The organism is Bradyrhizobium sp. AZCC 1719 (assembly GCF_036924525.1).
Taxonomy (GTDB): Bacteria; Pseudomonadota; Alphaproteobacteria; order Rhizobiales; family Xanthobacteraceae; genus Bradyrhizobium.
This window is the reverse complement of the sequence record NZ_JAZHRU010000001.1, coordinates 5,978,679-6,003,140: the sequence shown is the minus strand read 5'-3', so window position 1 is coordinate 6,003,140 and position 24,462 is coordinate 5,978,679. Positions and strand designations below refer to the sequence as shown.

The window sequence follows — 24,462 nt, the reverse complement described above, 5'->3', positions numbered from 1 at the left end:
TCCATCTTGCTCGCAAAAAAGTGAGCTGCGGCGGCTCTCGGCCTGTCGGCTCCGGCCCATTCCGTTCGTCTTTCAGCCGAAGAGGCTGTCAGGAGATCAGGAATGACCAATTCTCACTATCGCTGGGTGATCGTCGCGGCCGGGGGCCTGCTTGGCTGTGTCGCGATCGGGGGCATGTTTTCGCTGCCGGTGTTTTTGCAGCCGATCGCGCGGGATACCGGCTGGTCGGTGACCGGCGTATCCAGCGCGATGACGATCGGCTTTCTCGCAATGGCCTTCACCAGCATGATCTGGGGCACCTTGTCCGACCGGCTGGGGCCGCTGCCGGTGGTGCTGACCGGCTCGGTCGTACTCGCGGCGAGCCTGGGGCTGGCGAGCCTTGCGACCTCGCTGGTCGTGTTTCAGTTCATCTTCGGGCTGATGGTCGGCGGCGCCACGGCTGCGATCTTCGCGCCGATGATGGCTTGCGTGACCGGCTGGTTCGATACCCATCGCAGTCTTGCGGTGTCCCTGGTCTCAGCCGGCATGGGGATGGCGCCGATGACGATGTCGCCGCTCGCCGCCTGGCTGGTCTCGAACCATGACTGGCGCACCTCGATGCAGATCGTGGCGCTCGTCGTCGCCGCGATCATGATCCCGGTTTCGCTTTTGGTGCGCCGCGCGCCGGCGCTCGAGAGCGGGGCGTCCGCGCCATCCAGCGCGCCGGCAGAACCGGACATGACGCTGGCGCAAGCGCTGCGCTCGCCGCAATTCATCATCCTGCTGCTGACGAATTTCTTCTGCTGCGCCACGCATTCGGGCCCGATCATCCATACCGTGAGCTACGCCATCAGTTGCGGCATCCCGATGATCGCCGCCGTCACCATCTACAGCATCGAAGGCCTGGCGGGGATGGGCGGCCGTATCGCCTTCGGCCTGCTCGGCGATCGCTTTGGCGCCAAGCGCGTGCTCGTCTTTGGCTTGCTGGCGCAGGCGTTCGGCGCACTCGGTTATGTCTTCGTGCGCGATCTCGCCGCGTTCTACACGGTGGCCGCGCTGTTCGGCTTCATCTATGCCGGCACCATGCCGCTCTATGCCGTGCTCGTGCGCGAAAACTTTCCGCTGCGCATGATGGGTACCGTGATCGGCGGCACCGCGATGGCCGGCAGCCTCGGCATGGCGACGGGACCCTTGGCCGGCGGTTTGATCTACGACACGTTTGCCAGCTACGCCTGGCTTTATATCGGCTCGTGGATCATGGGGCTCGGCGCGTTCTTGATCATCCTTACATTCCGGCCGATGCCGGTGGCACGCGCTGCGCCGGTGCCGGCGTAAACCTCCTTGTCATTCCGGGGTGATGCGAAGCATCGAACCCGGAATCCATTAGGCCGCACGGTCTGCCGAGAAATGGATTCCGGGTTCTCGCTTCGCGAGCCCCGGAATGACGGCGTTTCTTACAGTCTCAGCCCCGCGAGATCTTCTCGAAACGCTTGATCAACCGCTCGCGCTTCAGGCGGGATAGGCGCTGAATCCAGAACAGGCCATTGAGCTGATCGATCTCATGCTGATGGCAGACGGCGCGGAGCCCATCGGATTCCTCGGTGTGTGAATTGCCGTCGACGTCGTGATAGCTGATCCGAACGCGCGCATGACGCCGAACTTCGTCACTAACTCCCGGCATCGAGACGCTGCCTTCCTGATGCACGATCATTTCGGGCGAGGCCCAAATGATCTCGGGATTGACGTAGGTCCGTGCACCGTCGATGGGGTCGAGGTCGAGCACCACGACCCGCAGGGAGACGCCGACATGGGATGCGGTGATGCCGATGCCGGGCGCGGCGTGCATCGTCTCGAGCAGGTCTCTCGCCAGCTCGCTCAGCGCGTCGTCAAACACCGTCACCGGCTGCGCCGGGAGCGCAAGCCGAGGATCGGGGTATCGGACAATCGGACGGATGGTCATGATTGGTTGTTGGACAACTGAATCAGTTTACCGACTACCACGCTTCACGCATACGCAATCCAGCCGCGCCAGGTAAAGGCGGCGTAGAACAACTCCACATCCCGGAATCCGGCCTCACGCAGAATTTGTGCATCCTGCTCCGGGCTGAGCAGGTTCAAGCGTGCCTCGACAGCCGCACGTGCAGTGTTGGCCTGGTTCGGATCGGCGCCGGAGGCGATTGCATAGGCGGCATAGCGCGATAGCCATCGCGCCCGCTGGCTGTCCTGCTGCGGAAAACTGGAATGGGCCGCCACGAACGGCGCTCCGGGTCTGAGCCGGCGGTGGATTTCCCTGGCCGTCCGCCGCCGTTCGTCGACATCCAGGAAATGCAGCGTGAGCAGACAGGTGGCGGCATCGAACGGCCCATCGGGCGCATCGTCGATATAACCCTGCTGCAACTGCACACGCGCATTGAATGGCCCAAGCGTCTGCTCGGCCAGCTTCAGCATCTCGGAGGCGGGGTCGACGCCAACGAACCTCCAGCGCAACTCTGCCTCCGCCAATGCCTTCAACTCCAGGCCGCCACCTGCACCGAGCACCAGCACCCGCGCGTCTGGCGCAGCCTGCTCCGTCAGCAGGATACGGGTCATGCGATGAAGGTCCGCAAAGCCGGGCACGAAGCGCGGCGGCCCATCCGCATATCGCCTGACCGCCTCTGGATCGGAGAAGTGAGCCAACATGCCGTTGGCGGCCGCGTCATGATGCATGGGCGGTCTCCAGACGATGACGGTTGCGCCGATCGCCCAGGCGCTTCTGAAAATCGGTGCTCAACATCGCAAGCGTCACATCCGCAAGACGGGAGAGCAACAGCGCCTCCGCCTCGTCGAACGCCCGGTCGAGCGCCGCATTCACGGCCTGCTCGACAAGACAGCCGGGTGCTTCGGTTCTGTTGCCCACGGCGAACAGCGAAGGTTGGCCGAGCGCCTGATAGATATCCCGCAGCGATATCGTCGCGAGATCGCGGGCGAGGGTCCATCCGCCGCCATGGCCCTTCTCCGACCGCACATAGCCCCGATCGCGAAGTCCGGACATGATCCGCCGGATCACCACGGGATTGGTGTCCATGGCCCGTGCAAGCACTTCGGAAGTCACCGGCTCCTTCCGCTCGGCCATATGCAGCAGCACGTGGAGAACGCCTGATAGTCTACTGTCTCGTTTCATGTAACAACTGATATTGCATGATGTGGGAGCAGGTCAAGTCCATTCACGACCGCAGCCGTCACTTCACCAGCGTGAGGAGAGGTTTGCCCTTTTCGACAATGTAAGTGGCGAGTTCACTGCCTTTGACGTTCCCGGGATTCCTGGCCGAATGCACCGTTCCGGCCGGAATGAAAAGCACGTCGCCGGCCTTCAGCGTGACGGGCGGCTTGTCCTCGATCTGATATTCGAGTTGGCCTTCGAGGACATAGATCACTTCCTCGCCCGGATGCGTGTGCTTGCCAAAGGCCACGCCGGGGGCGAGGTCGACGCGGACCTGGATGGCCTCGCGCCCCTGCGCGCTGAGATCGTGCCGCTGCAGGTCGGTCCGCGTGACTCCATTCTGCTGCGCCTGCGCGCCGAACGGTGCCAGAACGGCGCCGGCGACAAGCGCCGCCATTGCCGCAACTTGAAAGTTCTTCATCCTGGTCATGCTAAGCTCCTTAATTTGAGATCTGTTGCCGGCGGGCTCGCCGCCGATGACGGTGATCGCTTCGCCTGCTCATGCCGCCTGCTGCTGGCCGGCCTGCTCGCGGACGATGTATTCGGCGTACCAGTCTGGCCAGTTCGCATCATGCTGGCCGCCATTGCGCTTCTCGTACTCGCCATGGGCAGCCGCCGCACGGCGCAGCGCGCTCGCGAGATCAGCCGACGAATTGAAGGCCGTCGCGTTAGCGTCGACGCGCCCGGGCAATCGCGCGGTGACTTCCTGCAGCAGCCAGCCATTGCCGTCGGGATCGCTGAACGAGGCATAGGAGCGGTAGCTGCCGCGTTCCGGATCCGGGCCGCTCAGCCGGACCCGCCCGAACAGATAGGGCTCATCCGAACCGACATGCACGTTGCCGCCGGCGTGAAACGCTTCACTGATCGCAACACCGCGGCCGAGCAACTCGTTGCGAGCGGCCTCGATGTCCGAGACGATCAGATAGAGGCCCTGCGCGGAGCCGGGCGTGGCAGGGGTGACGTTCTTGCCGAAGATGACCGAGGCGTTGGAGCCGGGCGGCGTGAACTGGATCACGCGGTAGTCGTCAGGGCCGGCAAAATCGGCGTCGAGCCGCCAGCCGAGGTTTGCATAAAACTGCTTGGCGCGTTCAACGTCGGAAACCGGGATGACGATGACTTCGAGCTTCAGGTCGACCGCCGAAGCGGCCTTGGTCTCAGTGGAAGTGGTGCGTTCCTTGAGGTCTGACATGGTTCTCTCCTCGATGTTGTGGTGGCGGGAATGTTTCCGGCGCACCGGGTTTGTATCGTGTGCGAAAAGATCGTATGCGATATAAAGCGCTTCAAGTCCGCAGTGTCAACCCTTCCGATTTAATCGGATGCGATATATATGGATGCGAGACTTCACATGTTCGTGTCGAAAAGGACGACCTCCATGAAACTGAGCGACGGGTCCCGGACCGGTTCCAGGGACAATTCGAGAGATAATTCAAAGGCCAGTCAGAAGCCGAAGCCGGCTGCAGGCGACCGGCGGCTTGGCGATTTCCTGTGTTTTGCGATCTATTCGGCCAACCTTGCCTTCGGGCGGGCCTACAAAAAGGGCCTCGATGAACTCGGCCTGACCTACCCGCAATGGATCGCGATCGTGGCGTTGTGGGAGCAGGAGGGCCAGACCGTGAGTGAGCTTGGCGAGAAGATGTTCCTGGAATCCAACACGCTGACGCCGATCCTGAAAAAGCTGGAGCAGATGGGCTATCTGCGCCGCCAGCGCGATCCCGCGGACGAGCGGCAGGTGCGCATCAGCCTGACCGAGGCTGGCCGCCGGCTGCGCGAGAAGGGCATGCATATGAATCTCGTGGCCTCAACCGGACTGAAGCCCGACGAGTTCGTGCGGCTGCAGGAAAACGTCGTCACGCTCCGCGACAATCTTATCAAGGCGACGGCAGAGAAAGCGGAATGATGCGCGCTGGCGCTTCGATGCGATCGGACTGCAGCGGCGCGTGAAGGTGAGGGGAGGATGAGCGTGGTCTCACAAGAAGGCGCGCTTGCCGGACGTATCGCCGTGGTGGCGGGCGCGACGCGCGGCGCCGGCCGCGGCATTGCCGCCGCGCTGGGAGAGGCGGGTGCGACGGTGATCTGCACGGGCCGCAGCAGCGCTCGCACCGATGCTCCAACGCGATCGGATTATGACCGGCCGGAGACGATCGAGGAGACGGCCGAACTCGTGACCAGCCTCGGCGGCAAAGGCGTCGCCATCGCCATTGATCATCTCGAACCTTTGCAGGTCGCGGCGCTGGCCGAGCGTATCCGCGCCGAGCATGGCCACATCGACGTGCTGGTGAACGACATCTGGGGCGCCGAACGGCTGAAGGGCGGGCCCGCCGAATGGAATACGCCGATCTGGAAGCTCGACCTGCAAAAGGGATTGCGGATTCTGCGGCTTGGCATCGAGACGCATCTGGTGACATCGCATTATCTGCTGCCGCTGCTGGTCGCGAAAGCTGGCGGCCTGCTCGTCGAAGTCACCGACGGCACCGCCGACTACAATGCACAGCATTACCGGATCTCGGTGTTCTACGACCTCGTCAAGCAGAGCGTGAACCGTCTCGCCTACTCGCAAGGCCACGAACTCGCACCGCACGGGGCCACGGCGGTGGCGATCACGCCGGGATGGCTGCGCTCCGAGATGATGCTGGAGAATTTCGGCGTTACCGAAACGAACTGGCGCGAGGCGCTGGCGGAGCGGGGAGGCGGCAGGCACCAGGCGCCGCCCGATTTCGCGCTGTCGGAATCGCCGCGCTATGTCGGCCGCGCCGTGGCTGCGCTCGCCACAGATCCCGATCGCGGCAGGTGGAATCAGAAATCGGTCAGCTCCGGCGAACTCGCCCGTCACTATGGCTTTACCGATATTGACGGCTCGCGACCGGACATCTGGCGCTACACCGCCGAGGTCCGGGAGGGCGGCAAGGTAGCCGACGTCAGTGATTATCGCTAAAGTTGTCGCGCCATTGAGTGAGAACGAAGGTAGTCCGATGTCCGTTCACGACAGGTCCAGCCATCCCCTCGATTATCCGATCTGGACGGCGCTCACGACTACGCATCAGGCATTGGCCGAAGGCGATGCCCGCGCGCGGCGCTATCCGACCGAGATCACGCCCTTCGCAGCGATGGCGGACATGTCGCCTGAAAGCTTTGCTGTGCTCGCCGGGCTGATGTCGTCGCAGGACATCGCCGTGCTGTTCACGCCGGATCCCGTGAACCCGCCTGCCGAATTCAGAATTGCGCTGGCGGACACCGGTGAACAGATGATTGGAACGCCGGTTGAAACACCGGCCAACGGCGTCGATATCGTTACGCTCGGCGTCGACGACGTTCCCGCGATGGTCGAACTCACCGAGCTCACCAAGCCGGGCCCGTTCAGCGCGCGGACCCATGAGCTCGGCACCTTTCTCGGCATCCGCGTCGACGGCCAGCTTGTCGCGATGGCCGGTGAGCGGATGAAGCCGGCTCAATACACCGAGATTACCGCCGTCTGCGTGCATCCGTCCCATCGCGGCCGCGGCTACGGACAGATGCTGCTATCCGCCATCTCGCGCCAGATTGTATCGCGTGGCGAAATTCCGTTCCTGCACGTCTTCACCAACAATCATTCGGCCATCGCGCTCTATCGGCGGCAGGGGATGGAAATCCGCCGCCGTCTTCACGTGACGGTGTTGAAGAAACAGGACTGATCGTCCAGCGATGCACGCCTTGACCGACACCATTCTTACGCGTTGCGTGTGCCACTCGGTCCGCGGTCCGGTCCAGGGTCCTGGCCGGCGGCTACCTTGGTCAGCCTGTCGAGATAATGCGCCCACCCCTTGGAATGGGCGTCGCGGGTTGCCTCGGTGGGCAGGCCGCTATGGGTCATGCGCAATAGCGTGCCGCCGTCCCGTTCGATCAGATCGATCTCGATCAGGCTCGATCCCGGCGGCACTTCCTCGTTGCCTTCCCAGCCAAAGCTGTAGGCGAGACGGTGAACCGGCACGACCTCGCGGAACGCGCCGCGCGCCGTGGAGCTGCCGACGCCTTTCAGGAGGTACATGCCGCCTGGATGCATCTCCGTCACGGCCTCGCTGCCCATCCATTGCACGATCTTCTCAGGGTCCGTCAGGAAGGCGAACACGCTGGCGCGGGGTGCGGCGATGTGGGTCTCGCGCTGGAGCACAAACGATTCAGTCATCGAAAGCCTCGTGGGTCGTTGGGCAGGACACGCTGATACAACCAGCGAGTGCCTAAGTTAAGCGCCGTGGGTGACAATGCAACATCGCTGCCGCATGATCGATCCATGCAACTGAGTTCGACGCTGACATGGCTGGTCGATGCAGCCAGCGCTTCGCCGGGCGCCGACCGGTTCCTCGCCGAACTCGGCACGCGCCTGATCGAGGACGGCGTGCTGCTCGCCGGCGGAGCGCTGACGCTCGCCGTGCCGCATCCGATCGTCGCGCGCCGGACCTGGCTATGGCGGGCCGAGAATGGTGCGGTGATCGAGGCCGTGGGGTTTGCTCCGGCGGGATTCGGAGCGGCGGGGAATTTGTCCGGCGACGCCGGCCGGAGCTGGTTGGCCGGGCTCGCAGGCGGAGCGGTGCATGAAGATAATGTCAGCCCGGGATCGGACGGGCCGATGCTTGGCTGGATCGGACCGCGGCCGTTCACGCAAGCGGAGGCTGATCGCCTGCGCGATGCCGCCCGCTTCGCTGCAGCGCCGCTCGCCGCGCTTTCGGCGCGCGCGACCGTGACCGCTGCGCTCGAAGCCTATCTCGGCAAGCGGAGCGCCGCGCGCGTGCTGATGGGGCCACTGCGGCGCGAGGTCGGCGAGACGATCCGGGCCGCGCTGCTGTTTGCCGATCTACGCGGCTTCACGGCACTGTCCGAGGCCGAGCCTCCCGCAGCGGTGATTGCCGCGCTCGGCGCCTGGTTCGATTGCATTGCCGGCGCTGTCCATGCCTTCGGCGGCGAGGTGTTGAAGTTCATCGGCGACGGTGTGCTGGCGATCTTTCCGGTCACCGGCCCATCTCCCCGCGATGCCTGCGACGCTGCGCTTCGGGCCACAGCTTCCGCTCAGGCCGGAATGGCGCATCTCGGCGCCGCACGGAGAGAGCAGGGGCTGCCGCCGCTGTCGTTCGGCGTGGCATTGCATCTCGGAGAAATTCTGTGGGGCAACGTCGGTGCGGCCGACCGGCTGGATTTCACGGCGATCGGTCCCGCGGTCAATCTGGTGAGCCGGCTGGAAGGGCTTTGTCGGCCGCTCGGCCGAACGGTGCTGATATCAGGCGCACTCGCCGCCGAAACCACCACAAAACTGATCCCGCTGGGAACGCATGCGCTGCGCGGCATTGCGTCGCCCTGCGCCGTGTACACCGTGCCGGACGGCTAGGCCCAAATCTCATCACGAAAACGTTAAACCGATTGGTTGACAATTGGCGTCATGCGACTATGTTAAACCACATGGTTGAACGTAGTGCCCATCTCGACGCGGTTTTTCACGCGCTTGCGGATCCAACGCGGCGGGCGATGCTTGGTCGTCTGGCGGAACGGGAACTGACGATCGGGGAACTGGCGACGCCGTTTCACATGAGCTTCGCCGGCGCCTCGAAACACGTGCGGGTGCTGGAGAACGCCGGTCTCGTCAAACGCACGATCCACGGTCGCTCCCATCTCTGCCGCCTCGAGGCGGCGCGGCTCGCAGAAGCCGATGCATGGCTGAAGCGTTACGAGCGTTTCTGGACCGCAAAGCTCGACAGGCTGGAAGCCCTGCTGCGCGAAGAGGATCGGGCGAAATCAAAATCCAGATCAAAATCGGTGACGGAGTAGAGCGATGAATTCAACGACAAAGCCCGACGCGTACGGCAGCCTGCCGGAGCCCACGACGCTGAAAATCCAGCGGTTGCTGCCCGGCCCGATCGAGCGCATCTGGGCCTATCTCACCGACAGCGAGTTGCGCCGCAAATGGATGGCGGCAGGCGACATGGACACGAAGGTCGGCGCGCCCTTCGAACTCGTCTGGCGCAACGACGAATTGACGGACCCGCCGGGCGAGCGCCCGGCCGGCTTCGGCGGCGAGCATCGCATGCAGAGCCGGATTACCGAATTCGATCCGCCCCGAAAATTGTCGATCACCTGGAACAGTACCGGTGACGTCACGTTCGAACTGGAGCCCAAAGGTAAGGGCGTGCTGCTCACGGTCATCCATCGGCGCTTCCCCGACCGCGCCACGCTGCTCAAGCACATGGCCGGTTGGCACATGCATCTCGATGTTCTGGTCGCCCGTGCGAGCGGAGAGGAGCCGGCGCCGTTCTGGGATGGCTGGAGCGGCCTCATGAAGGAATACGACGCGCGTCTGCCGGCCTGACGCTGCAAGTCGAAGCTCAAGTAACGAACGTCCCAACAAACAGGAGGTTAGCCATGCAGATTCACACCGTTTCGGCACAGGAATGGGAAGCAGCCCGCCAGCAATTGCTCGTGAAGGAAAAGGCCGCGACCCGCGCCCGTGACGCGCTCGCCGCCGAACGCCGTCGAATGCCGTGGCTGGCCGTCGAGAAGGAGTACAGGTTCGAGGGACCTAACGACCAGGCGAGCTTGCTCGACTTGTTCGAGGGCCGTCATCAGTTGATTCTCTACCGCGCCTTCTTCGAGCCCGGCGTGTTCGGCTGGCCCGACCATGCCTGCCGCGGCTGTTCGATGGTGGCCGACCAGGTCGCCCACGTCGCCCATCTCAACGCCCGCGATACCACGCTCGTGTTTGCCTCGCGCGCGCCGCAGCCGGACATCGCGCGCCTGAAGAAGCGAATGGGATGGGAGTTGATCCCCTGGTACACCATCACCGACAGCTTCGATACCGACTTCGATGTCGGCGAATGGCACGGCACCAACGTGTTCTTCCGCGACGGCAACAAGATCTACCGCACCTACTTCATCAAGAGCCGCGGCGACGAGCAGATGGGAGGCACCTGGAATTACCTCGACATCACGCCGCTCGGCCGCCAGGAGGTCTGGGAGGACTCGCCCGAAGGATATCCTCAGACTCCGACCTACAAATGGTGGAATTGGCACGACAGCTACGTCGAAGGCGCAGCGCCCGACAAGAGGTGGGTCGAGGTGTCGGACGCCGGAGAGGCCGCGTTCCGCAAGCAGGGCGCAGGCACGAAGGGATGAGCGAGGCCTCTCACAGCAATGCGCCCTGCGCGGCGAGCTGTGATGACGAAGGCGCCGCGGCCGGCATAGTCAGATGGCTATCGCTTGCGGCCGCGCCGACCTTCGCAATCATGGCGCTGCTTACCGCCGTGGTGGGCGGTGGTCCGCTGGATCCGCTTTGCTCGGCTGCAAACGCATCGCCGGTGGGCGGTATGGTCCCGATGTACTTGCTGATGAGCGCCTTCCATTCGGTGCCCTGGCTGAAGCTGATCTCGCGCCGATGAAGCCGGGCAGCGCGACGTCATCGGGTGTGCGAAATTAGGGCGTGCACTCATTTACGCGACTGACTGATGTCCGCTCAACCCTCAACAGCGGCGGAACAGCGGACATAGCCCGAAGTCGCAGAAGGGCCACGAGCGGACCAGCTCAAGACGCTGCGGAGTGCTTACTCAACGGCTCGATAAGAACTCGACAACGGCAGCGGTGAACGCTGCCGGATCACGACGCGGCCCGTCATGGCCGACATTCGGAAGAACGACCAACTGGGCACTCGGCACGCACTTGCCTATCGCCTCAGCGATCAATGCGTAGAAGGCTTGAGTCTTCTCCCCATGCATGACCAGCGTCGGCCGGGCGAAACTTTTCAGCATGTCACAGGTGATGACCGGCGGTGGCGAAGCTGAAAATACCAGCGGCAGGGTCCTCGCATTGTCCAGCACGCGAGTTTGCCAGTCCTGCGGCAAGCGGTCGAACTCGCCGGGCGGGAGTTGGAACACAGCCTCCTGTAGTCGCTTGGCAGCCTGAACAGCGTCACCTGCCTTGGCCGCTGCGATAGCCGGGGCAAGCAACTTGGCGCGGTCCTCGCGCGCCGCTTTCCCCTCCGCGCTGTCTGTCGGCAGCATCGAAGCGACACTCGCCTCATACAGAATGAGGCTGCGGACCAACGAGGGATTCTTCACTGCTGCGGTCGTGGTAACCTGACCGCCGTAGGACCAGCCGACGAGATGAACAGGTCCCACATTGAGCGTCGCGATAAACTTGGCAAGGTCGTCCGCCAGGGTCGCGACGGTCAAGTTTTTCCCATCGTCGGGCCACGGCCTCGTCCCGAAATATCGCTGGGTGTAGGCGATGAACCGATACTTCTTAGCGAACCCCTCTCTGACCGGCTCCCACGAGCGAAGGTCGGAGGGCACCCCATGCACGAAGACGATCGGCTCACCCGACCCGTGATCGACGTACTGCAGGCGGACCCCGTTGACCTCGACTTCTTTGGCCGCTGACGCCGATATCGCGGTGATAGGGATCAGAAGAGAAACCAGCAAAGGCATGACTGCGGTCAGATGCTTGTGTTTCATGATGATGCTCCTTCGGACGCGCGTGGGCACGCGCGAAATCCACGCTCGCACCGGCCAAAAGGACGTCGTGTGCTGTCGAGTGAATGCCTGCCGACGAGATTACGCTGCCTGTTGGTTCGAGATGTCGGCCATCTCGTCTTATTGAGCAGCTAATTCGACAATATCAACTTGCCACCTAGATGCCAGCGCGGCCGGACCCGAAGAGCCGGAGGGAACTGCTGCGCTACGGGATTTCATTCCGACCTATGTCAGATTGGGGTCATTCGCGTCATCCTCACCGCCGGCGCATCACTTCCGGTCTACCCTGATAAACAGACATTCTGGTCGTCCGTCGGCATGTCTCAAAGGGGGCCAGAAGGCGACGTCACCGAAAGAACCGGTTTCCCACGCCAGATCGGGCCGATTTGTCAGCTGCTTTCGAATAGTTCACGGGCGACGAACGGGTTTGCGCCGGCCTAATCAGGTCTGGCGCTGCGGCCAATAGTGCGACCGATGTCGGCAACCACCCCGTAGAGGCGCTGCCGCGAGAGCCAATGAAGGTCGTCCATGCGTTGCACGATTCCTACCACAACCGGCACGTGGTGGCGTCGCGCAAGCTGCTCAAGTGAGAAAACGGACCACCAGGCGCGAAAAGCGACTCGCGTCCAAGCGCGCGCGTCCCAGCCGAGCAGGAGGACATCCGGCGCATACCTGCGCACCGCACGATTCAGGTTCCACGGGTACATGACGATGATGCCCAGGCGCACCGGTCGCGCACCCTCCCACGGAAAGGATCTTGCGACGGCGGCAAAGGCAAATACGACCGAGCGACGGGCCACGTTGCTGGCAACCAGCCTCTCGATGACTCTAGAGGCAAGTCCCGTCTCCTTCACCTCCACAAACAGGTCAAGGTCAGTTGGTGAAAGAAGCGACAGTGCCGCATCGAGGGTAAGCGCATTCTCGACATGACGCGGCGGCTCGTGTGACACCACCAATGTGTCGGAATCCGCTGCAAGGCAGACGTCGAATTCGACGCCAGATATTCTGCTGTCTCGGGCGGCACGTGCGAATGCGGCGAGCGAGTTTTCACCCGGACCCGCGGACCATCCACGGTGCGCAATAAGCTTCATGACGAGGTCCGTACAGCCAAGCTGCGCGCGCCATGCAATCTCCCCGCAGAGAGAAATGTCAATCCGCAGCCCCGACGTTGACCCATGATTGGCGTCGGGCCAAGAGGCGACGTCACCGACAGCCGGCTTTGGGGAAGGCGCCGTCCGGAAAGTCGGACAGTCGCTTCCAGCCTACCCCTACAAGCCGACAATCTCAGAGCGCACCGGACTTCGCATTCGGGTCAAGAACGACAAAGCTCAGGGTGCACGCGTTCGAAAAGGTGCTGATAGCGAAGCACCAGACCCCGATCATCCACCTCAAGCTCGGCCTCAAAGCCTGCCGAGACGCCGAGATCCACGTAACGCACCCGATCCGGACCGAGCCGGTCGTATCGTTGACGGGAGCGCTGTATCGTCATGGCCGCACCGTCCACGAAACAGGTATCGAGCGTGAGACTCTGCCGGGCCCCGGCAGGTGTCCGGCGGATAGGGAAGGTGTTGCAGAAGGGGGTGACCGAAAGGTCGGGCTCTTCCGCACCATCGAGATCGGGACGTCGTTGGCCGTTAACGCACCACCCGCCATCGGTCCGCTCAAGTGTGAGGTGAGCGTGGCCGCCCGGGCCGCCCCATCGGACTACGTCCAGCGATTGAGCTCGCCAATCAGGCGTCAGTCTCCATCGGTGGTCGAGGCGAAAGCCGCCGTCCTCCACGCAGATCACGGTCGATTCTGCCAAGACCGCGTCAGCGGAAGTATGGAGCGTCAATCGCTCCAGCCCGGCGACGTCCGTTCGGCGCCAGAACAGAATTTCGGAATCGCCTTGCAAGACTGATCCTCGAATTGGACCCCGACCGAAAACGATTTTGACCGATATCGGTTCCTGCACGAATTATGCTGACATCCGATGCGGCAAATCACTTCTGATTTTCAGAAATCACGTCAAGCCCTGGAATCAAAAATATTCCGCTTCGCGCCAGACCCAAATCACCGGTAAAACTCTGGCCATCCCGTCCCGAGAAGAGGGGCGTTGGCCATCGTCACGAACGTTGGGGCGGGTTGCGGTGGACGCGGCAGCGTCGGGCGCGTGGATGTGATCGCAGGGCGGTTTTGCCGTGAGCGAACACAGCGCGCAGGACGTACGGCGCTTAAACGCCTCCGTTAGGTCTTCGGCTGGCACGCACTTGGCTGGTCGAAGTCTCTGGCAGAGGAAGCTGCGTACGGCAAAACCGTGTGGTCCTGGCACCCGTGGCTGGTGTCAAGTCGGCGGAGGTTCTTCGAAACCCGACCGGGTTCGATGAATCGCTAATTTGTCGGCGATGGAGGCAAGAGGAATTCGTCTCCAGGGAGAGCGCGGCATAAGCCGTCAACCCATCGCGCAGGGAATGCCGGGCTGCTCCGGCTGTACCTGTATGCTCGTGTGCGCATTTCTTAAGTGCATTTGCACACGAGACCGCGGGTGCAGCAAAGCACCCGGCATTCCCTGCGCCCTCTCATTTCAGGGCGCCGAGATTTCCGTATATCTCGGGCGAAATCGCGCCGCGAGATGCATGCGCATGTCCGTCGCGCATTTCTGCGCCGCGGCTTGACGCCGTGGCCGTAAGCGAGGATTGACAGAAGGCTTCACCGAAAACGATCACGCGACAAACGACAAGAGGAAACCCGATGGCACGCGTTCGCTGTATCACCGAAATGGGCATGGGCGTCGACGTTCACGGACGCGATGCGACCAAAGCCGCCAAGCGCGCCGTCTCGGACGCCATCCGCCACTCCAGCCTCGGCTTTTTCCGGATGCTGGGAAAGACCGCCAACGATATGTTCGTGGAGGTTACCGTCGCGGTTCCAGACCCGAGCGGGGTCGATACTGCAGCCGTTGCAAAGGAGCTGCCTTACGGCGCGGTGAATGTGACGGCGGTGAGGGGCGGGCTGGAAATTCCTGCTGAGAGCGGAAGCGACTCCATCATCATCGCCAATGCTGCGGTGATTGTCAGTTTTGACGACGGCAAGACCGGCTGAAATTTGTTTCAGTGCCAATCAGGCCGGACGCCGACGTCCGTGCGATCAATCAGAAGACCTGGAGCACCCGATGACAACGCAGGACAGCAGCACCTATTGGAAGCGATCGCGTGTCGAACTGCGCGCCGCCGGATTCGACCCGGACCGCGCCGCGCAGACCAGCGCGGTGGTGACCATCGCCAGCGCCTGGACCAATGCCCATCGCTGCAACAACCGCGTTCGCGCCATCACCGATCTCCTGGTGGAAATTCTTGCCGAGCGCGTCGGGCAGGGGCTGGTCGTCGGCGCGCCGGCGGTGTCGGATGCGTTGACGCAGGGCACGCCGACGGCGGGCTATAGCCTCGCATCGCGCGATGTCGTTGCCGACTGTTTCGAGATCGGTCATTACGCGCACCACGGCGATGCGATGATCGTGATCTCCGGCTGCGACAAGACGGGAGCTGCCGCGCTGATGCCGCTGGCGCGGACGAATGCTTTCGGCCTCGTGCTCTATCCCGGCACCAGCACGCCGGGCCGCGTTTCGTTCGGTGCATGGGCGAGCAAAGGTAACAATCTGACGATCATGGATTACGCCGAGGCGCGCGCCGCCAATGAGTCCGGCCGCCTCTCCGGCGAGGAGCTGCTGGAAGTCGAGCGCAACGTGATGCCGGGCAGCGGCACCTGTGGCGCGATGTTTACGGCCAACACCATGAGCACGATCGCGGAATCGATCGGCATGATGCTGCCGCGCGGCGCCTCGCATTCCGCTGACTATAACGCCGGCAGCGATATTCACGCCGATGTTCGCGTGCAGGCCCGCGCCTCGGTCGACGCCCTGTACCGGCTGATGCAAGCGGGCATCCGGCCACGCGACATCATGACCGAGCGCGCCTTCGAAAATGCGATCACGACCATCTATGCGATGGGCGGCTCGACCAACATGTACCTGCATCTGCTCGCGGTCGCGCGCGAGGCCCAGGTGCCGATCACGATCGAACGCATCCAGCAAGTCGGCGAGCGCGTCCCGCTGCTCGCCAATTTGCAGCCGCACGGCCCGTTCGCGATGGGCAGCCTGCATGCAATCGGCGGCGTGCCAGTCGTCATGAAGGAGCTGCTTAGCGCGGGCCTTTTGCATGGCGACGTCATGACGGTGACCGGCAAGACGCTGGCCGAAAATCTCGCCGATGTTCCGACGCTGGAGCAGATGCCGCCGCAGGAGATCGTTTTTCCGGTGTCGAAACCGATCGCGCCGGCGAACAATCACATCAGCGTCCTGAAGGGCAATCTCGCACCGGAGAGCTGCCTGCTCAAATTATCGGGCAAGACCCTCGAGAAGGGGCAATTTCGCGGCACCGCGCGCGTGTTCGAGTCCGAGGCCGATACGATGGCCGCGATCCGCGCCGGCGAGATCGTGCCGGGCAACGTCATCGTCGTGCGCAATGTCGGCCCGGTGGGCGGTCCCGGTATGCCGGAAATGGTCATGCTGACCATTCAGTTGCAGGGACAGGGTCTCGGTGAGGACGTAGCCCTGATCACCGACGGGCGCTTTTCCGGCGTCTCGCATGGCATCCTGATCGGCCACGTCTCGCCGGAAGCCGCGCGCGGCGGCCCGATCGCTGCGGTGCGCGACGGTGACACGATAGTCATCGACCCAGGCGCCCGCACCGTGAATCTCGAAGTGTCAGCGGAAGAGATCATCCGCCGCATGGCCGACTGGCGCGCGCCGGCTTCGTTGGCCGCGGTGCGACCGGGATCGGTGCACGACAAGTACATCCGTCTGGTGTCCTCGGCGCATTACGGGTGTGTGTTGTGAGGCTGCGGGAACTTGCCTGAACGAGTTGCATTGGAGCCTTGCCACAATCTTATGTTTATGATTTGTTCCGCGCTATCATGGACGGCTTTGCAAGCTCCAGTAGTGGCCGAACATTCCTCGCGGCTTTTCCCGATGCGGACACAGCAGCGCGAATTCACCGGCTGGCGGGCGTGCTCAAGCGCGCCCATTGCTTCAATGGCAAGCTCATCGCGCCAGATCGGCTGCACGTTTCGCTATTTTCGCTGGATGGTCTGCCGGACCGCCAGCTTTGTGCTGCGTGCGAGGCGGCTACGGAATTGCGGACCGAACCGTTCGAGGTCTCGTTCGATCGCACGTTAAGTTTCCGCGGGGGGCCGGGCAATCGTCCGTTTGTCCTGATTGGCGAGAAGGGATTGTGCCGGTTGCAGTCGTTTCGGCAAATGCTTGGTGTCGCGATGGCGCGCAGAGGATTAAGGCGGCTCGCCAATATGAATTTCACGCCGCACGTAACGTTGCTGTATGACGCGCGCAGCGTGGATGAGTATCCGATCGAACCGGTTGTCTGGACTGTGACAGAGTTCGTGCTCGTGCACAGCCAGAGGGGCCATCGGCATCTTGCGCGATGGTGCCTGTGCGGATGATGGCCACGGGCAGCGCAATACAGCAGAAGCTCCGAGCGGCGTTATTTCGCCGCCGCAAGCCGCTGCACCATCTCCTCGATCGAGTTGAACAAATGCGTTGGCCCCGCCGCTTGCAGCGCGGCGGGGATGGCATAGCCCCACGCCACCGCGCCCGAATCCATGCCGGCCGCCTTGGCGGCTTCGATGTCGCGGATCTCGTCGCCGATGCAGATCGTTTCCTCGGGCCTTGCTTCCAGCCGTCGCGCAACCCGTCGAAACTTCCAGTGCTTTCCGAACACGGCGGCGCCACAGTCAAATCGGCTGATCAGTGCGGTGGCGGGACCGAGCACCTGCCGGACGGATGCCTCGCTATCGGAGCTGACGATCGCGGTCTTGACACCAAGGCGCTGAAGGTCGGCGAGCATTTCGGGGATGCCGGCAAACAGCGATGTTTCGTTCGCCGCCGTAAGCTTGCGCTTTCGCACGTCGTTCACAATGGCCGGAAGCTGCCACGTGGACACGCCAAGCCGGGCCATGATTTCGCGCGCGGACAGCCCGCGCATTCCTTCCAGCTCTTCCGGGGTGACCGGTTTGAGATTGAAACGCGCGATCACGTCCTGAAAGGAGGCGCGAAACCAGTCGATCGTATCGGCAAGCGTGCCGTCAAAGTCGAAGATGGCGAGGCGATAGCGTGTCATGAGAATCCGGCTTTCAGCGTGTCACTTGTCATCGCCGCCGAAATACGCCGGCTTGCCGGTGGTCCAGGTTTCGCCCCAGAGCTGACCGCCGCCGTCAACGGTCAGCGTTTCGCCGGTGACGAATTTGGCCGAAGGACCAGCGAGAAAGACAGTGGCTTCGGCGACGTCCCAGGGCGAGCCTGTGCGCATCATCGGGTTCGAGCGCGGGTAGGCGGCGCGAGCCTCCGGCGAATACACGTTCCAGCCTTCGGTTTCGATTGCGCCGGGCGCCACGCAATTGACCCGGATGTTCAGCGGCGCCCATTCGACTGCGACGGCGCGCGAGAGCCCGATGACGCCGCTCCGTGCAGCAATCGTGTGCGCGATGCCGTAGAGCCCATGCGTCGTCACGACCACGATGTTGACGATGCTGCCGGGATGCTTGTGGTCGCGCCAGCGTTGCGCGGCGGCCTGCATCATGTACCAGGTGCCGTTCAAATTGGTGTTGATGACGGCATTCCAGCCCTTCACCGAAAAATCGATCGCGGCTTGGGGAAATTGCCCTCCGGCGCTGTTGATGAGGCAGTCGAGGCGGCCTTGCGCGGCCCAGATCGTGTCGAACAGGGCGTTGACCGCGTCGGGCTCCCTGATGTCGGCGATATGCGCGGATGCCTTGAGGCCTCGGCCCGTCAATTGGGCGACGAGCGCGTCGAGCTTGCCGCCATCGCGCCCGACCACGGCGACATGCGCGCCCAGCCGCGCGAACAGCCAGGCGATCGCCCGCCCGATGCCGCCGGCGCCGCCCGTTACGACGACGACCTGATCCTTCAGCGCATCGGCCGCGAACAGGGTCGGATGACCCGCAAGCTCCTCATCAGTCAGGCCAAGCTTCGCCGGAGACGGTTGATCGGTCATGAACGGCGCGGACCCTTGTGATATGCGGCATCAGCCGTACATTAGCCGCGCAGCAACAACCATGCAAAACGAGTTTGATGTCCGATCTTTCCGCCTTCCCGATCACCAAACGCTGGCCCGCCAAACATCCCGACCGCCTTCAGCTCTATTCGCTGCCGACTCCGAACGGCGTGAAGGTTTCGATCATGCTTGAAGAGATCGGCTTGCCCTACGAGGTGCATCTGGTCGACCTCAACAAGGACGACCAGAAGACCCCGGAATTCCTGTCGCTGAATCCGAACGGCAAGATTCCTGCAATTCTCGATCCCGATGGGCCGGGAGGAAAGCCCCTGCCGCTGTTCGAGTCCGGCGCAATCCTGCAATATCTGGCCGAGAAGACCGGCAAGCTTCTGCCGGCCGATCCGGCGCGGCGATACCAGACCATCCAGTGGGTGCACTTCCAGATGGGTGGGATCGGGCCGATGTTTGGCCAAGTCGGATTCTTCCATAAGTTCGCCGGCAAGGAATATGAGGACAAGCGGCCGCTCGAGCGTTACGTCGCCGAGTCGAGGCGCCTCCTTGAGGTAGTGGAGACGCATCTGGCCGGACGGCAATGGATCATGGACGACGAATATACCATCGCCGACATTTCCATGCTCGGCTGGGTGCGCAACCTGATCGGCTTCTACGGTGCGCGCGGTCTCGTTGCGTTCGATATGCTGAAGCAGGTGCCGGCATGGCTGGAACGCGGGCTCGCTCGGCCGGCGGTGCAGCGCGGGCTCGACATACCCAAGCGGCCTTAAGCGGCGTGCTTGAGCAGTTCGTACACCACCGGGTTATCGGCGCAAGCGCCGAAGCCGCATTCGAGCAGCGTGGTCACCACATTGGCTGCCGTGAGCGCGATCACGAGCCATACCGCGGTTTGCGCGAAGGCGCCGCCGGTGGGCGGCAGCACGGCGCGGTCTTCCTCGAACTGGCGGTCGAACAGCAGGATCGCCGCAAGCAGGACGATGGCCGTAACGAAGCCGATCAGCGCCCAGGTATAATAGTGATAGCCGAGCAACGCCGAACCGTAGCCGGCGTCGCCGGGCATGATATGCAGCAGTACCTGCCGGGTCGACGCGACAGCGCCTGCCATCGCCGCCAGCAGCGAGATCGCATAATGGCTGGGACGGGGCCCGAAGCGGATATTGAGAATCGGGCCGACGGCGAGAGCCGCGAACAGGATGCGCTGCAGCAGGCAGAGCGGGCAGGGCAGCTCATGAAGAATGAACTGCGCCGCATAGGCCGCCGCCAGCACCAGCGCCACCGCGTAGAGGCTGAGTGCATTCAACGTAATGGCACGCGCCTGGGTCATGCGTCCCTCAGAACGACAATTTCAGCGTATCGGTCGCGTGGTGCAGATAGGTGGCGATGCACGCGATCAGCACGGCCCCGAACAGGCCGAGCGCCAGCGGACGCCGACCGCGCCAGGCGATCAGCATCACAATGACTATGGACAGAAACAATACGGTGAATTCCATCGGCTGGTCCCGGCACGGAATGATGCATCAATCTATGATAGATTCGCCGATCTGCTTAACTCTAATCCGGTCCGGCAGGACCAATAACGACATTTCGGAATGCAACGACAATGCCCATCACCATCTACGGTATCAAGAACTGCGAAACGATGAAGAAGGCGCGCGCCTGGCTCGACGATCACGGCGTGGCCTACGGCTTTCACGACTACAAGCTTGCCGGCATCGGCAAGGACAAGCTCAAGCAATGGTCCGACGATGTTGGCTGGGAAACGCTGCTCAACCGCGCCGGCACGACGTTCAAGAAGCTGCCCGACGGCGACAAGGAAGGCCTCAACGAGCGCAAGGCGTTGGCGCTGATGCTGGCGCAGCCCTCGATGATCAAGCGGCCGGTGCTCGATCTCGGCGGCAAATTGCTGGTCGGTTTCAAGCCGGATATCTACGCGAGCGAGGTCGCGTCGAAGTCGCGCGGGCGGAAGGCCTAATCGAATTCGAGTTCATCGCCGGATGGAATGCGGCCGGGCGCGCGATGGAAGAGATCGCGGTCGATGATGGCGCGAAGCTTCGGCACCGGCAGTTGGTCGTTTCCGCGCATCAGATTCCTGATCTCGAAGCCGCCATCCTCGCTGATGGTTTTCAGCGAAGCGATGATATGGGTGACGCTGCCGTCATCCGAGAACGGCAGCAACAGCCGCTCATAGGCGACGATCCGCCCGTAGAGGTCGTCGATATTGGCGATGGTATAGGCAGGAAGGCGGCGCGCGATGCATTCATAATAGACGGGCATCACGATCGGAGCGAGCCTTGCGCCTAGATACTCGTCGAGATAGCGGCCCTTGCCGGTATTCCCATAAGCTGTCGACATCCGCGTGCCGTCGCTCTGGATGGTCAGGCGCGGCGGCTGGGTGCTGGTATCGACGGTGTAGAGTACCAGGTCGGGAAGTTCGTCCTCGATCCGCGCCGGCTGGTATTCCGCCGTGCGCGGCATCGATTGGTCGCGGGTGTATAGCCGCAGCCAGGTGTTCAGCAGATCGCGCTGCTTGATAGATTTGATGACCGACGGTCCGGCGCTTTCAAATTTCAAGGTGGCAATTCCTACGCGATCTAAATCGCGAGATGATGCGCCCGAGGGGCAAATATTGTGTGAAAGCGCGCCCGATTGCAGCAAAACACCGTTAACGATGGCTTGCCGGCGCGATTTGCGGTTGAGCGTGGCTCGTGGCCCGGCCGAGCCGCGCCGCCGGGACCATTCGACTTATGGCGCATCCGGAACCGCAAGCGCGCGGTCGGGCGTGGCAGCATTCCGCCTTGCCTAATCCATCGCGTTGACGGCATATTCCGGCCGGAGGCGGCGGGCTCGGGACGGTTTCCAGGACGTCCAGGAGAACCTGCCCGAACAGGGAAAAACTGGCCGCGCGCGGGCGAACTCGCGGAGACGGCTGAGGGGGAAATTTGTTTGGCTGATGAGTTCATTCTCGAAACCCACGGATTGACCAAGGAATTCGCGGGTTTCTTCGCCGTTCGCGATGTCGCCCTCAAGGTACGGCGCGGCAGCATTCATGCGTTGATCGGGCCGAATGGCGCCGGCAAGACGACCTGCTTCAACTTGTTGACCAAGTTTCTGAGGCCGTCTGCAGGGCAGATCCTGTACAAGGGGCAGGACATCACCGCGATGGCGCCGGCCGATGTGGCCCGCCTCGGCCTGGTGCGTTCGTTCCAGATTTCGGCAGTGTTTCCGCACCTGACGGCGCTGGAAAACGTTCGTGTCGCGCTACAGCGCCAGCATGGAAGCTCGTTCGATTTCTGGCGCTCCAAGCGCGTGCTCGACCGATTTAACGGCCGCGCCCTCGACTTGCTGAACGACGTGGGCTTGAGCGAGTTCGCCAATACACCGGCGGTCGAGATGCCCTATGGACGCAAGCGCGCGCTGGAGATTGCGACGACGCTGGCGCTCGACCCGGAAATGATGCTGCTCGACGAGCCGATGGCGGGCATGGGTCATGAAGACATCGACAAGATCGCGGCCCTGATCAAGCGTATCTCGGCGAGGCACACCATCCTGATGGTCGAACATAATCTCTCCGTGGTCGCCAACCTGTCCGACATCATCACGGTGCTGACGCGCGGTCAGGTGCTGGCGCAAGGCAATTACGCCGAATTGTCCAGGGACGAGCGCGTCAAGGAAGCCTATCTGGGGGCCGGTCATGCCTGAGTTGAAAATGGCCGAAGCCACCGCCAAACCGGCGGGCGGGGAGATTCTTTCCGTTTCCGACCTGCAGGCCTGGTACGGCGAATCGCATATCCTTCACGGCGTCAACTTCAATGTGAAGGCGGGCGAGGTGGTCACGCTGCTCGGCCGCAACGGCGCCGGCAAGACCACGACGCTGAAGTCGGTGATGGGAATTATCGGCAAGCGTACTGGTTCGATCCGCTTTAACGGTCAGGACATCACGCGCGCCTCGTCGGACAGGATCGCGCGCCTGGGCATCGCATTCTGTCCCGAGGAGCGGGGCATTTTCGCAAGCCTCGACGTGCGCGAAAACCTGCTGCTGCCGCCGATCGTGCGCAGTGGCGGGCTGTCGCTCGAGCAGATCTTCGAATTGTTTCCGAACCTGAAGGAGCGCCTCAACAGCCAGGGCACCAAGCTCTCGGGCGGCGAGCAGCAAATGCTCGCGATCGCAAGAATCCTGCGCACCGGCGCGCGGTTTCTGATGCTGGACGAGCCGACCGAAGGTTTGGCGCCCGTCATCATCCAGCAGATCGGTCACACCATCGCGCGGCTGAAGTCGGAAGGCTTTACCATCCTGCTCGTCGAACAGAATTTCCGCTTCGCCTCCACGGTGGCCGACCGCTACTACATCGTCGAGCACGGTAAGGTCATCGACGGTTTTGCGAATTCGGAGTTGTCGGCCAATATGGACAAGCTCCACACCTATCTCGGCGTTTAATCGGTACTTTGCTGCACTCTGGAATAATGGAGATACTATGAAACATCGGATTTCAGCGCTCTTCCTCGGCACCGCTCTGGCACTTGCCGCAGGCAGCGCCGCGGCGCAAGACAAGACGGTCAAGATCGGTGTGCTCACCGACAATTCCGGACTTTACTCCGACCTTGGCGGCGCCGGTTCGACGGTCGCCGCCCAGATGGCAGTGGAGGATTCCGGGCTTGCGGCCAAGGGCTGGAAGATCGACATCGTCTCCGCCGACCACCAGAACAAGCCCGACATCGGCACCACCGTCGCCCGTCAATGGATCGACGTCGACAAGGTCGATATCTTCGTGGATGTGCTGAACTCCGGCGTGGCGCTGGCGGTCAACAATCTGGTGAAGGAAAAGAACGCCATCATGATCAATACCGGCGCGGCGACGTCGGATCTCACCAATACGCAGTGTTCGCCGAACACCATTCACTGGGTTTACGACACCTACATGCTCGCCAACTCTACCGGCCAGGCGCTGGTGAAGGCCGGCGGCGACACCTGGTACTTCCTGACCGCGGACTACGCGTTCGGCCACGCGCTGGAGCGCGACACGTCCGCGGTGGTGACGAAGTCGGGCGGCAAGGTTATCGGCACCGTCAGGCATCCCCTGAATTCCTCGGACTTCTCTTCGTTCCTGCTGCAGGCACAGGCGTCCAAGGCCAAGATCATCGGCATGGCGAACGCCGGCGGCGACACCACCAATACCATCAAGCAGGCTGCGGAGTTCGGCATCGTCTCGGGCGGCCAGAAACTCGCAGGACTGCTGCTGTTCATCAACGACGTCCACTCCCTCGGCCTCAAGGTGGCGCAGGGCCTGAACTTCACGGAAACCTTCTACTGGGATCTGAACGACGGCACCCGCGCGTTTTCGAAGCGTTTCTCCGAGCGCATGAAGAACAAGGCGATGCCGTCGATGGTGCAGGCCGGCGTGTATTCGGGCCTGATCCACTATTTCAAGACGATCGATGCAATGGGCGGCAATCCGCACGATGGCGTCAAGGTGGTGGCGAAAATGAAGGAAACGCCCACCGATGATCCGCTGTTTGGCAAGGGCACGATCCGTGCCGACGGGCGCAAGCTTCATCCGGCCTACCTGTTCGAGGTCAAGAAGCCTTCCGAATCCAAGGGACCGTGGGACTATTACAAGCTGATCGGCACCACGCCGGGCGAGCAGGCCTTCCGGCCGCTTTCGGAAAGCGCCTGTCCGCTGGTAAAGAAGTAACAACCATGGCCCGTCGGCGTCATGCCGGCGGGCCT

At 62.8% G+C, this 24,462-nt stretch carries 31 protein-coding genes; 17 read left to right on the top strand and 14 right to left on the bottom strand.

What is annotated here, in order from left to right; translation table 11 throughout:
- Window positions 1-102: 102 nt before the first annotated feature.
- Window positions 103-1,314 carry an MFS transporter gene (locus V1292_RS28480; protein ID WP_334375901.1) on the top strand — a complete coding sequence of 404 codons (1,212 nt, stop codon included), beginning with the start codon at window positions 103-105 and terminating at the stop codon, window positions 1,312-1,314.
- A gap of 127 nt (window positions 1,315-1,441) precedes the next feature.
- Here V1292_RS28480 and V1292_RS28475 read toward each other — a convergent pair whose 3' ends face one another.
- The 5 genes from V1292_RS28475 to V1292_RS28455 form a co-directional block, all read right to left on the bottom strand.
- Entirely contained in the window at window positions 1,442-1,939 is a 498-nt protein-coding gene (locus tag V1292_RS28475) for a peptide deformylase (protein WP_334375900.1), read from the bottom strand.
- Window positions 1,940-1,983: 44 nt separating this feature from the next.
- Entirely contained in the window at window positions 1,984-2,685 is a 702-nt protein-coding gene (locus tag V1292_RS28470; protein WP_334375899.1) for a class I SAM-dependent methyltransferase, read from the bottom strand.
- Complete coding sequence (locus tag V1292_RS28465; RefSeq protein ID WP_334375898.1) at window positions 2,675-3,139, bottom strand: Rrf2 family transcriptional regulator; 465 nt, start codon at window positions 3,137-3,139, stop codon at window positions 2,675-2,677. The genes V1292_RS28470 and V1292_RS28465 overlap by 11 nt, the downstream gene beginning before the upstream one ends.
- A gap of 58 nt (window positions 3,140-3,197) precedes the next feature.
- Window positions 3,198-3,599 (bottom strand): cupin domain-containing protein, encoded by a 402-nt coding sequence (locus V1292_RS28460; protein WP_334377194.1) that lies wholly within the window; start codon window positions 3,597-3,599, stop codon window positions 3,198-3,200.
- 78 nt (window positions 3,600-3,677) lie between these two features.
- Window positions 3,678-4,367, bottom strand: coding sequence for a VOC family protein (locus V1292_RS28455; RefSeq protein ID WP_334375897.1), 690 nt, complete (start codon window positions 4,365-4,367; stop codon window positions 3,678-3,680).
- A 183-nt stretch (window positions 4,368-4,550) separates the two neighbouring features.
- Here V1292_RS28455 and V1292_RS28450 point away from each other — a divergent pair, with 183 nt between their 5' ends.
- From V1292_RS28450 to V1292_RS28440, 3 genes are all read left to right on the top strand, one after another.
- Complete coding sequence (locus V1292_RS28450) at window positions 4,551-5,075, top strand: MarR family winged helix-turn-helix transcriptional regulator (RefSeq protein ID WP_334375896.1); 525 nt, start codon at window positions 4,551-4,553, stop codon at window positions 5,073-5,075.
- A 63-nt stretch (window positions 5,076-5,138) separates the two neighbouring features.
- Window positions 5,139-6,110, top strand: coding sequence for an SDR family oxidoreductase (locus tag V1292_RS28445; protein WP_334375895.1), 972 nt, complete (start codon window positions 5,139-5,141; stop codon window positions 6,108-6,110).
- A gap of 37 nt (window positions 6,111-6,147) precedes the next feature.
- Window positions 6,148-6,846, top strand: a complete 699-nt coding sequence (locus V1292_RS28440; protein WP_334375894.1) for a GNAT family N-acetyltransferase — start codon at window positions 6,148-6,150, stop codon at window positions 6,844-6,846.
- A 35-nt stretch (window positions 6,847-6,881) separates the two neighbouring features.
- Here the strand turns inward: V1292_RS28440 and V1292_RS28435 are convergent, their stop codons facing one another.
- Window positions 6,882-7,337 (bottom strand): SRPBCC family protein, encoded by a 456-nt coding sequence (locus tag V1292_RS28435; RefSeq protein ID WP_334375893.1) that lies wholly within the window; start codon window positions 7,335-7,337, stop codon window positions 6,882-6,884.
- Window positions 7,338-7,442: 105 nt separating this feature from the next.
- On the opposite strand from V1292_RS28435, the gene V1292_RS28430 reads away from it, so the two are divergent.
- The 5 genes from V1292_RS28430 to V1292_RS28410 all read left to right on the top strand — a co-directional run bounded on the left by V1292_RS28430 (window position 7,443) and on the right by V1292_RS28410 (window position 10,572).
- The gene (locus V1292_RS28430; RefSeq protein WP_334375892.1) at window positions 7,443-8,531 is read left to right on the top strand and encodes an adenylate/guanylate cyclase domain-containing protein; all 1,089 of its coding nucleotides are present in this window, start codon (window positions 7,443-7,445) and stop codon (window positions 8,529-8,531) included.
- 71 nt (window positions 8,532-8,602) lie between these two features.
- Entirely contained in the window at window positions 8,603-8,968 is a 366-nt protein-coding gene (locus tag V1292_RS28425) for an ArsR/SmtB family transcription factor (RefSeq protein ID WP_334375891.1), read from the top strand.
- Between the two features lie 4 nt (window positions 8,969-8,972).
- Window positions 8,973-9,506, top strand: coding sequence for an SRPBCC family protein (locus tag V1292_RS28420; protein WP_065745122.1), 534 nt, complete (start codon window positions 8,973-8,975; stop codon window positions 9,504-9,506).
- A gap of 53 nt (window positions 9,507-9,559) precedes the next feature.
- Window positions 9,560-10,309 (top strand): DUF899 domain-containing protein, encoded by a 750-nt coding sequence (locus tag V1292_RS28415; RefSeq protein WP_334375890.1) that lies wholly within the window; start codon window positions 9,560-9,562, stop codon window positions 10,307-10,309.
- Window positions 10,306-10,572, top strand: a complete 267-nt coding sequence (locus V1292_RS28410) for a hypothetical protein (protein WP_334375889.1) — start codon at window positions 10,306-10,308, stop codon at window positions 10,570-10,572. Before V1292_RS28415 ends, V1292_RS28410 begins: the two co-directional genes overlap by 4 nt.
- A 165-nt stretch (window positions 10,573-10,737) precedes the next feature.
- Here V1292_RS28410 and V1292_RS28405 read toward each other — a convergent pair whose 3' ends face one another.
- From V1292_RS28405 to V1292_RS28395, 3 genes are all read right to left on the bottom strand, one after another.
- The gene (locus V1292_RS28405; protein ID WP_334375888.1) at window positions 10,738-11,643 is read right to left on the bottom strand and encodes an alpha/beta fold hydrolase; all 906 of its coding nucleotides are present in this window, start codon (window positions 11,641-11,643) and stop codon (window positions 10,738-10,740) included.
- A 455-nt stretch (window positions 11,644-12,098) separates the two neighbouring features.
- The gene (locus tag V1292_RS28400) at window positions 12,099-12,752 is read right to left on the bottom strand and encodes a glycerophosphodiester phosphodiesterase (RefSeq protein ID WP_334375887.1); all 654 of its coding nucleotides are present in this window, start codon (window positions 12,750-12,752) and stop codon (window positions 12,099-12,101) included.
- 221 nt (window positions 12,753-12,973) lie between these two features.
- Window positions 12,974-13,555: a putative glycolipid-binding domain-containing protein gene (locus V1292_RS28395; protein WP_334375886.1), complete on the bottom strand. Its 582-nt coding sequence runs from the start codon at window positions 13,553-13,555 to the stop codon at window positions 12,974-12,976.
- A gap of 836 nt (window positions 13,556-14,391) precedes the next feature.
- Here V1292_RS28395 and V1292_RS28390 point away from each other — a divergent pair.
- From V1292_RS28390 to V1292_RS28380, 3 genes are all read left to right on the top strand, one after another.
- On the top strand, window positions 14,392-14,742 hold the full coding sequence (locus tag V1292_RS28390; protein ID WP_334375885.1) for a Lin0512 family protein: 351 nt from the start codon (window positions 14,392-14,394) through the stop codon (window positions 14,740-14,742).
- A 70-nt stretch (window positions 14,743-14,812) separates the two neighbouring features.
- Window positions 14,813-16,534, top strand: a complete 1,722-nt coding sequence (locus V1292_RS28385) for a dihydroxy-acid dehydratase domain-containing protein (protein ID WP_334375884.1) — start codon at window positions 14,813-14,815, stop codon at window positions 16,532-16,534.
- A 77-nt stretch (window positions 16,535-16,611) separates the two neighbouring features.
- The gene (locus V1292_RS28380) at window positions 16,612-17,154 is read left to right on the top strand and encodes a 2'-5' RNA ligase family protein (protein ID WP_334375883.1); all 543 of its coding nucleotides are present in this window, start codon (window positions 16,612-16,614) and stop codon (window positions 17,152-17,154) included.
- A gap of 41 nt (window positions 17,155-17,195) precedes the next feature.
- Here the strand turns inward: V1292_RS28380 and V1292_RS28375 are convergent, their stop codons facing one another.
- Window positions 17,196-17,831, bottom strand: coding sequence for an HAD-IA family hydrolase (locus tag V1292_RS28375; RefSeq protein WP_334375882.1), 636 nt, complete (start codon window positions 17,829-17,831; stop codon window positions 17,196-17,198).
- Window positions 17,832-17,852: 21 nt separating this feature from the next.
- The gene (locus V1292_RS28370; RefSeq protein WP_334375881.1) at window positions 17,853-18,725 is read right to left on the bottom strand and encodes an SDR family oxidoreductase; all 873 of its coding nucleotides are present in this window, start codon (window positions 18,723-18,725) and stop codon (window positions 17,853-17,855) included.
- Window positions 18,726-18,802: 77 nt separating this feature from the next.
- On the opposite strand from V1292_RS28370, the gene V1292_RS28365 reads away from it, so the two are divergent.
- Complete coding sequence (locus V1292_RS28365) at window positions 18,803-19,507, top strand: glutathione S-transferase family protein (protein ID WP_334375880.1); 705 nt, start codon at window positions 18,803-18,805, stop codon at window positions 19,505-19,507.
- On the opposite strand, the gene V1292_RS28360 is transcribed toward V1292_RS28365, so the two are convergent.
- On the bottom strand, window positions 19,504-20,061 hold the full coding sequence (locus V1292_RS28360; RefSeq protein ID WP_334375879.1) for a disulfide bond formation protein B: 558 nt from the start codon (window positions 20,059-20,061) through the stop codon (window positions 19,504-19,506). The genes V1292_RS28365 and V1292_RS28360 overlap by 4 nt on opposite strands.
- 7 nt (window positions 20,062-20,068) lie before the next feature.
- The gene (locus V1292_RS28355; protein WP_334375878.1) at window positions 20,069-20,227 is read right to left on the bottom strand and encodes a DUF5993 family protein; all 159 of its coding nucleotides are present in this window, start codon (window positions 20,225-20,227) and stop codon (window positions 20,069-20,071) included.
- A 110-nt stretch (window positions 20,228-20,337) separates the two neighbouring features.
- On the opposite strand from V1292_RS28355, the gene V1292_RS28350 reads away from it, so the two are divergent.
- On the top strand, window positions 20,338-20,709 hold the full coding sequence (locus V1292_RS28350) for an ArsC family reductase (protein WP_334375877.1): 372 nt from the start codon (window positions 20,338-20,340) through the stop codon (window positions 20,707-20,709).
- On the opposite strand, the gene V1292_RS28345 is transcribed toward V1292_RS28350, so the two are convergent.
- Complete coding sequence (locus V1292_RS28345; protein ID WP_334375876.1) at window positions 20,706-21,308, bottom strand: PAS domain-containing protein; 603 nt, start codon at window positions 21,306-21,308, stop codon at window positions 20,706-20,708. The two genes, V1292_RS28350 and V1292_RS28345, sit on opposite strands and share 4 nt — an antisense overlap.
- Window positions 21,309-21,680: 372 nt before the next feature.
- Between V1292_RS28345 and V1292_RS28340 the strand changes: the two genes are divergently transcribed.
- From V1292_RS28340 to V1292_RS28330, 3 genes are read left to right on the top strand one after another with little or no spacing between them, the layout of a single operon-like run.
- Window positions 21,681-22,436: an ABC transporter ATP-binding protein gene (locus V1292_RS28340; protein ID WP_213286054.1), complete on the top strand. Its 756-nt coding sequence runs from the start codon at window positions 21,681-21,683 to the stop codon at window positions 22,434-22,436.
- Window positions 22,429-23,172 (top strand): ABC transporter ATP-binding protein, encoded by a 744-nt coding sequence (locus V1292_RS28335; RefSeq protein ID WP_334375875.1) that lies wholly within the window; start codon window positions 22,429-22,431, stop codon window positions 23,170-23,172. The genes V1292_RS28340 and V1292_RS28335 overlap by 8 nt, the downstream gene beginning before the upstream one ends.
- A 37-nt stretch (window positions 23,173-23,209) precedes the next feature.
- Entirely contained in the window at window positions 23,210-24,427 is a 1,218-nt protein-coding gene (locus V1292_RS28330; RefSeq protein WP_334375874.1) for an ABC transporter substrate-binding protein, read from the top strand.
- Window positions 24,428-24,462 lie beyond the last annotated feature (35 nt).